Source organism: Sphingobacterium shayense (assembly GCF_013179575.1).
In the GTDB taxonomy this organism is placed as follows: Bacteria; Bacteroidota; Bacteroidia; order Sphingobacteriales; family Sphingobacteriaceae; genus Sphingobacterium; species Sphingobacterium shayense.
Map to the genome: position 1 here is coordinate 25,147 of NZ_JABMCQ010000023.1, position 8,759 is coordinate 33,905.

Consider the following 8,759-nt stretch of genomic DNA (forward strand, 5'->3'; position numbering starts at 1 on the left):
ATGCGATCGCAAGAGCTAGATGAACGGACAAAAGAAGAAAAAATAGTTAGTCTCTTGTTGGAGAAACTAACTATTAAAAATATTAAACATTTGTTTACGTCTCGTTGTCAGGCAAACTCGAATTTCAGCCCGATATTCGGATAGATCGGTACGTGAAGAGTTGGTTTTCAGCACCTGTATACCGAGTCGAGGGGCTTACCGTTCGACCTTAACAGTGTTGGTTGTATATCAGCGTGTATTCGTGCCACTCAATAACCAGGATTTTGCTCATATAAACCTGGGCTAGTGTTTAGCTCTGATTGAGGGATGGGATACAATACATAGTTCACATTAAAGCTCTGCATTTGGCGCCCACCATCTTCCGCTTGTATCCAGCTACTCATTGTTTGCTCAACTTTGCCTGTCCGAATTAGATCAAACCAACGCAACCCTTCTCCAACAAACTCATGACGACGCTCTGCAAGCAATTCGTCTTTGGTAACGTCCGTCAAAGTAGCACTGATTCCTGCGCGCTGACGAACCTTATTGACAATCGCATCTACATCTTGCGCTACGGAACCTGCCGCTCCATTTAATACACACTCTGCTTTTAAAAGCAGAAGATCGGTATAACGAAATACGATATAATTTATCGGCCAATCCATACGACTCGTAGTGGGAACGTTATCCAAATCCACGAATTTTTTGATAAATGGGCGGTTTTCTGCCACCGAAGCGTGTACATACCCTTGTTGGATACTAAAATCTTTTCGTATATCGTTTTCCTGAAAGGTATTCATAAGATCTGCTGATACAGGACGGATCGTTAGCCCTCCCTGTGTTGCAAAACCTTTCGATTGAAACCATGTGTCAGGCACGAGTACCCACGGAAAAGTGGCCCCCACAACGGGAGTAGCACCTGTCGTATATTCAATATTAAAAATGACTTCGTCATTATTTTCTTTTGTATAATCAAATATTCCCGCATAAGAATCAAGTAGACTGTACTCATTACTAGCAATTACCTCATTGAATAGCACTACTGCTTCATTCCATTCACCGGTATTCATTCCTGCACCTTTGATTCCAAGATCCGGACCAGAACGAGTCATATAGACGAGTCCCAATAACGCCTTTGCAGCATGTTTATTCGCGCGTCCTTTATCGCCATTCTCGTATTCGCTTTTTGCTGGTAAATAATCCGCTGCAGCGATAAGATCTTCAATAATAAAATTGTAGACGTCACTTACAGAACTGCGAGGGATCTCCTTCGCCTCAGCCGCTTCGACCACCCGATCAATCAGTGGAACTTCGCCGAAATAACGGATAAGATCGAAGTAATAGAACGCACGTAAAAAACGAGCTTCTCCTTCCATCTGCATGCGCATGTCCGTATCGAGGATAACGGACTCTCCCTTCGCCTGTAACTGCTGTAAAAAATTATTGGCCCGGAATATCCCTGTATAATTACTCTGCCAAGCCTCCGTGACATAAGGGTTAGCGTCGAGCGTTTTATGGAAACTATTAATTCCTTCCCAATCCCTTACACCACCGTCGGAGATAGCATAGAGATTATCCGATCGAGTTTCGGAGAGATTCAATAAGCGATCGGGATAACCCCGAACAGAACTGTACACGGCATTTAATCCTTGTGTGAAATCGTTCACCGTGAGAAAATACGTATCAGAGGTCGCTTTAGAAATCGGCTGTTGGTTGAGATCTATATCACAGGATGACAATATCCCTAAACTCAACGCTATATATAATATTTTTCTCATGATAATTAGAATGTCAAATTAATACCAAATGTAAACGTCTTTGGCAGAGCCAACCCGCCATAATCACCTGCTTCGGGAAAGGTCGAGCTTCCGCTGAGATTCGTATTAGCAGACTCCGGATTCAAACCGCCGTCGTATTTATCTTGTCCCCAAAAATTTTCTAGTGTAACGTACAACCTCGCGGCGTTGAGCTTCGAGCTCCCGCCAAGTTTAAGATCTTTGACGTTATAACCAAAAGTTACATTTCTTAGACGCCAATAATCGGACGAATACAACCAATCAGTATTTTTAATTCTACCGAAAGTTGAATAGGCTGCACCTACTCGTCCGGCTCCAGGATCGTCTTCCGAGCGCCAACGATCGCGATAAAAACCTAGTGCATTATCCGTAGCTCCCTGCCCCGTCCGGCCGAGTGCTCGCCCGAGCAAGGAATAGATATGTCCACCTTGTTGTCCTTGAAACAAGATGCTCAAGTCGAAATTCTTATACTTGAAATTATTTGTGATCCCCCAAACGTAATCCGGATTAGGATGACCCACAATTACGCGATCATCGGCATCAATCACGTTATCACCGTTGGTATCCACGTAGCGTGGATCTCCCGCTTTTTGCGTACCATATAAGGCGGCTCCATTATCAATATCCTGTTGACTAAGGATACCGTCTTGTTGAACGACATAAATACTATACATCGGTTCGCCCACACGTAAAACGGAATGTTCAATATCAAAAGACGAAGGAATAAGGATCTGTTGTTGATCGCCAACGAGTTTTGTGACTTCATTACTATTATGCGAAATATTCAAGGACGTCGACCATGAGAAATTACTGTGCTGTATATTGCGTGTGGTTAACTCTAAATCCCAACCTCTGCTAGCTACTTCCCCTGCATTATCTAAAAAGGAAGAGAATCCTGTCGCAAACATCGTAGGTACATTCAATAATAAGTTACTACTATTACGCTTATACCAGTCAAACGAACCTGACAAACGAGAACCTAATACGGAAAAATCCAAACCTACATCGAAAGTTCTCGATTTCTCCCATGTTAGATTGGGATTGATAATATTACTCGGTGCTTGACCGGATGCTAGAGATTCTCCCCAAGCATAACTATAGAAATCAAGTAATGCGATAGAGCTATAATCGCCTATATTATTATTTCCAGACTCGCCATAACTAGCTCTAATCTTCAAGTCCTGGAAGATATTTTTTCCTTTTAAAAATTCTTCTTCCGACAATCTCCATCCTACGGACAAAGAAGGAAACCAACCCCATTTCGTGTTTAAACCAAAGCGAGAAGATCCGTCACGGCGGATACTAGCTGACAAAAGATATTTATCGTTATATGCGTATTGTATACGACCGAAATAGGAAAGCATCAAATTTTTAGATGCTTCGCTAGATGCCACAGTGGATACAGCCGCATTTAAGGTTCTAATAGAACTGTTGGTGTATCCTCCCCGAGAAGAAATCGAAGAGGCATCAAACCTATAATAATTGTAGGCATGACCTAATAATGCATTGATACTATGCTGGTTAACATTAAGGTCGTAATTTAATGTATTTTCGTTGACAAATGTCTGTGCTGTATACTTATTATCCGCTCCATAGGTTCCCTCATTAGGTTTACTTAGCCTGTTTTCAAGGGTACTGCCAACGGTGTATGGCCGAAAAGAAAATGAATTGCGATCGGTATGATCGTAGTTGACCGTAGTTTTAAACGTCAGATTATCCAAAATTTTGTATTGTCCGTATACAGTTGCTAGGATCCGTGTCGTTTTATTCTCCCCAATATGGTTTGTTAACTTGGCCAGCGGATCATTTGTAGAGGTACTCCATGGATACTTTTCATTTTCGTACACATTCGCCATACCTGCTGGTTGTTCTTGCACCGGGCTCATAGAATATACTTGGTGCATAACATTATCTTTGCCCTCCGCACCTGGGTCGTTCTGAATCGAGTAGGTTGGAGCCAAATTCATTCCAAGGCTGATCTTGTCGCTCGCCTTTACGTCAACATTAGCACGAAGTGCGTAATTCTTATAATCAATACCTTTAACGATTGCTTTCTGATCCATATAGTTCCCCGAAACGTAATAATTCACGTAATCTGTACCCCCAGATGCTGCGAGTTGATAGTTTTGAACCAATCCTTTTCGGTATACCTCATCCTGCCAGTCTATTAAATAAAGTCCGGGATAGCCCTGTTCGTCCCAGCGTTCGTCATACATATATGTCGTATTGTATGTGCCTGGAGCAATCCCCAAAATCTCCCGTCTCTCCTCCATAGTCTGAGATGCATTACGACCAGTCGCCGAGGCTACCCATTGCGCATTTATCATTTCTTTGGAACGATCTATCCACTCTGTTGGACTTAACATATCTAATTTCTTATAGGCCTCGGACGCTCCAACATAAGTATTAAAAGAGACTTTAGCTTCACCCGATTTACCCCGCTTCGTTGTGATGAGCACTACTCCGTTCGCAGCACGTGAACCATAAATTGCTGCTGCCGAAGCATCTTTAAGAACTTCTACAGACTCGATATCGCTAGGATTCATATTATCCAATGGGTTTCCAGAGGCGTAATTACCGGATCCATTAGGCCTTTCTGTATTAAGTGGAAAACCGTCAATAACATACAAAGGTTCGCTTCCTGCTGTAATCGATCCTGAACCGCGCACCTGAACACTCATACCTTTTCCAGGAATACCTGTCGTTTGCTTCACGCGCACGCCTGACATCTGTCCGACTAAAGCCTGATCCACCCGCGTAATAGGACGCTCCTGCAAACCTTCCGCATTAAATTTAGACACTGGGGCAACCAAGTTTGAACGGCGTTGTGACCCATATCCGATAACGACAACTTCGTCAAGAAGCTCGTCTCTATCTCGCAAAGCCACTGTAATCGGTTGCATAGAAACTACTTTGAGTGTCTGATCTTGATACTCAACAGATGTAAATTGCAGGGTTTCTCCGACGTTCACCGCAATGCTAAAGGCTCCGTTGTTGTCAGACGACGTCGTCCGATTATTATCCCCCACAACTTTAATTGATGCTCCGGCAATCGGAGTCTGCGAAACATTCTGGACTTTCCCTTTTAAGAGTTCTTGGCCGTAAGCCACTGACCAACAGCAGAACAAAGGAACCAAAAGGTATTTTAACCATTTTTTTGAAAACATAGATTTAATTGTTAGCACTTCCATATATGATAGAAGCAATGATTCCCTAATGTAATAAGTCAAAAAAAAATAACCGTCATGTGGTTTCATGTCCTTCGACTAAATCCTAGCGCCATTCGCACGAAACATAATATTAGCCTTTAACATACCGATCCGAAACAGAAATATAAGTAACAAAATTTCGTGAAAAATCTACTTAATTTATTTGTTCGCTAACCGATTTTCCAAACAAAACACTAGTCAACTAGATAAGAACAGTGGACAAAAACGTTTGCTAACAACCTAAAAATTGTATTTTTATCAGAAAGAGCGATCAAAATTTGAAGATATCTATTGTGTCGCAGTCAATTTCATTTAGCATAAACGCAAAAAACAATGGAAGAAGATCTATTAAATAAGGATGAAAATCAAAATAAAGCTGTAGGATTATCTGTTATACTACTTATTGTCAACACGGTTTTAGCAACCATATCCTTCGGTGGCGCATTTAAATATGACCCGGACAACATAGCAACTCTCTTTGCCTTCTGTATAAGTTTCACCGCTCTTTTAGCAGTATTCGCACTAGGGTATAACCAAAAAAAATACCGTTGGGTAAAATGGGTATTTGCAATATGCTTAGTAGGTACTTTAATCTTACTAGGATTGGGCTGGTACGCTGTCCAATTGGGAAAAGGTTTCAAAAATTAGTAAGCTAAATCATGAATTTCAACAATGTCAACAAAATATATTTGGTTATATTAATCGTGCTGGTCGTACTCGTTACGCTAAAGACGGTGCGGTACAAACCTTGGTACCGGTACTTTTATTCAGCGAGTTGCACTGCACCCCAGGCTTTCCCAGTGCACATTCGCGAGTCCTATTTCATCACCGAGAACCCTGCTGAGAAGATTTATATAGATTATGAAGGCGTGAATTCTGGTAACTCTGTTTGGGGAGAAGACCCCTATTTCCACAAGAGTAACAAAAAACTCCTCGTTCCAAAACACCTAGTCGTCAAATACATAGATTATCACAGCAAACAATTCTTTCGTGATACAATCCTCTTACCTGTGGAGCAAATAAAAACGAACTTTAAAAAAGCCATACAAAAAAATGAAGGTATCGATATCTATCATTTCGGCGAAAATAAAAAGGGGATGACCTTTCTAGTCGGATTTGCAAATGACGGCTATATTATTGTATGGCAACGATCTAAAACAGAAGACAATGTCATTCTAAAAACAAGACTTCACCCTAAGCAACCCGAACGGGACGATTTAACTTATAGCGGAGAAACATTTACATTTCAAGAATACTATGACTATGCTTTTAACGGTATTGCAGATAGTGTTCCCGAGGAATCAGATAACGAACCACAACCGTATGCCCGATATGCCGATAGCCTCGCTCTACCCAAACATTCATACCTAAATTATTAAACTAAAAGCAACTCCACCAATGAAGGCAATAAAGATGAAGGCGGTTATCTATAAAAATAACCGCCGAAATGCTTTGCGCTAATACTCCAACAGCTGTACAGGCCCCCGAAGACCACTATCCAAAATTTCCCAACCACTTGCGTCAAAATCTTTGTAATTGATATTCACGAAATTTATTTCATGATAATTCCGCCAAGAGATCTTGCGTCTATCCATATCTCGCATGCGATTGGCCATTAGTCCAGCAACCTCAACTCGGATCCTGTTACGTCCCGCTTTTAATAAATGAGTTACATCTAATTCATATGGCTGCGACCATAAGATACCCGCCTGTTCACCATTTATAATCAACTTTGCACTTTCAGCAACCTTCCCTAGATTTAAACGGTATGATTTACCTGATTGTTTCTGCAGATTAAACGAAGTTTCATAAGCTGCAGTACCCGCAAAGTTATTGGCTTTCGGATCATCCCAGCTTGTCCAATAATTTAACATATTGATCGTCCGACTTTTAGGCAACTCGGGTCCCCCAACTAGAAAAGACACTTTCCACGGTTCATCCGAAATCTCGAAAGTATAAACCTGATCCATATACTGATATTCGGAGAGATCAATACTTTTGGCAGTGGCCTGAACGATCCACGCATAACCCGAGGGGATTTGTAAACGAATTTCTCCTTGCTCATTCACGGGCAAGGAAAAAGTTCGTCCTGTCTGAGGGTCCAGTAAAACATAGTTTGACTCCTTATTTAAAAGAGCAACATGTGCGTCAACCGTTTTTGAGGTGTGATTGACAAGGTAATAGTAATAACCATTTTCATTCACCCGGCGATTAAATTTCAGACCAGTACGCGTAATAGATTCAGCAAAAATGTTTTCTGTTTCCAGCGCTGAATGTGTATCAGTGGTCAAATAAACTTTACCTTTTCCGTAGCGTGTATATTGATTGGCGTCCTGATCGTTAAATTTCAAGGTTCCCAAGAGCTTTTTGAGTACCGCACGTCGCTCGGATAAATTAGCGAGACCATGTACATCTTGAGGCAGTGATTCGAATATCACTGTAGCACCATTATGAGCGAGCTTCAAAATGGCTTCGAGCGTATGCTCGGAAAAATAGCGGCTTGCCGGAATATACAGCGCTCTATATGGACGCGCTGCATCTGCCGTTTGAATTTTATTAGCTGATACTTTAGAACCTGATAATATCTCATCGCTTACAAAATCGAAACTATATCCTCTGCGCTGAAGATTTAAGCTTTGTTTGTAAAATTCAGTTGGATGGAGCCACTCATCAACATGATGAACCGACAATGTTTTAAACGCACTATTTGTATCATGCCATACGTCATAAATCGGCCAATAGACTAACAGTTCGTTATCGGCCTTCGTTGTTTGTAGTATTGACTGAACGCGTGTGACGTATTCGTTGAGCCCCTTCAGATGTGGCCAGAAAGAATTATTCGTCGTGAAGTTTACCGAAGCATAAAATAACCAACCTGGATAGGAAACGTCTGACGGTGAATAGGTGGTGCCATGGTAATAAACATGGTTTACCCCTGCTAAAAACAGTTGCTCTACTTCGGGCTTAGCTTGTGAAAGTGCAGTCTTAAAATGTTCGGTCAACCAAGTAAACGTTTCTGAACTAGTGTACTTTTTCCCTGATATATGGGTTGCAGAAGAGGCAAACTTAAACATCATCGGGTCGGGGTCGACATTTCGCACATCGGCGGAGTCCCGTCGTAGACCAGGAATATCAAAAGCGCTCGAACCAAAGGTTTCGCACTCGGCTATATCGGTACTCGCATATAAATCGATTAAATTTCCTGGGGAACCGTGAGCCTGATTTCGGGACATAGCACCATATTCATGCGCAAACTTGGTAAAGGGGATCAAAAAATTCTCTCTCAGTATTTCGCTAACCACCTCACGGTAGTCAGCTTTCACTCTTTTCTCTATTTCTGAATCATTCCCCAGTCCCGAAAATGCAAGCAAATGATCTTCTAACTTATAATTCTTCCGTCGAAAAAATTCAACTAGAAATCCCTCTGTCCAATTTGCACCATATACTTCATAACTGTCGTTAAAAAAACTCGTAAGCGACAACTTACGACTTTTAAAAGCATCTCTAAATCGATCGAAATATGCCTGTACAGATGTTGACCCTAGATGATCTAGCGTAAAACCTTCCCCTCCTGGGGCAGCACGTTTCACTTTTTGCCGAGTCCTACCAGAAAACAAAGCGATAAGCTTCATATCTTGAGGGGCCGTCCATGTTCCGGTAGCCTTTTCAAGAAATTTATCAAGGTTAATCTCCTTTTCTGAATTATCAAAAGCGCGCAGCGCTTTCAGATGTACAAAAGTCTGTTTCGGATCACTCACTTTTATAGGGAAATTTA

5 protein-coding genes are annotated in these 8,759 nt (G+C 41.6%); 2 read left to right on the forward strand and 3 right to left on the reverse strand.

Annotation, left to right across the window (positions count from 1 at the left end; translation table 11 throughout):
- Nucleotides 1-248: 248 nt before the first annotated feature.
- Together HP439_RS04900 and HP439_RS04905 are read right to left on the reverse strand one after the other, a co-directional pair.
- Nucleotides 249-1,757: a RagB/SusD family nutrient uptake outer membrane protein gene (locus tag HP439_RS04900; protein WP_172389224.1), complete on the reverse strand. Its 1,509-nt coding sequence runs from the start codon at nt 1,755-1,757 to the stop codon at nt 249-251.
- A gap of 5 nt (nt 1,758-1,762) precedes the next feature.
- Nucleotides 1,763-4,942: a SusC/RagA family TonB-linked outer membrane protein gene (locus tag HP439_RS04905; protein WP_246229249.1), complete on the reverse strand. Its 3,180-nt coding sequence runs from the start codon at nt 4,940-4,942 to the stop codon at nt 1,763-1,765.
- 375 nt (nt 4,943-5,317) lie between these two features.
- Between HP439_RS04905 and HP439_RS04910 the strand changes: the two genes are divergently transcribed.
- Nucleotides 5,318-5,632, forward strand: a complete 315-nt coding sequence (locus HP439_RS04910; RefSeq protein WP_172389226.1) for a hypothetical protein — start codon at nt 5,318-5,320, stop codon at nt 5,630-5,632.
- Nucleotides 5,633-5,643: 11 nt separating this feature from the next.
- Nucleotides 5,644-6,363 (forward strand): DUF2931 family protein, encoded by a 720-nt coding sequence (locus HP439_RS04915; RefSeq protein WP_172389227.1) that lies wholly within the window; start codon nt 5,644-5,646, stop codon nt 6,361-6,363.
- Nucleotides 6,364-6,441: 78 nt separating this feature from the next.
- On the opposite strand, the gene HP439_RS04920 is transcribed toward HP439_RS04915, so the two are convergent.
- A partial coding sequence (locus HP439_RS04920) for a glycosyl hydrolase (protein ID WP_216657767.1) occupies nt 6,442-8,759 on the reverse strand: 2,318 nt, incomplete at its 5' end.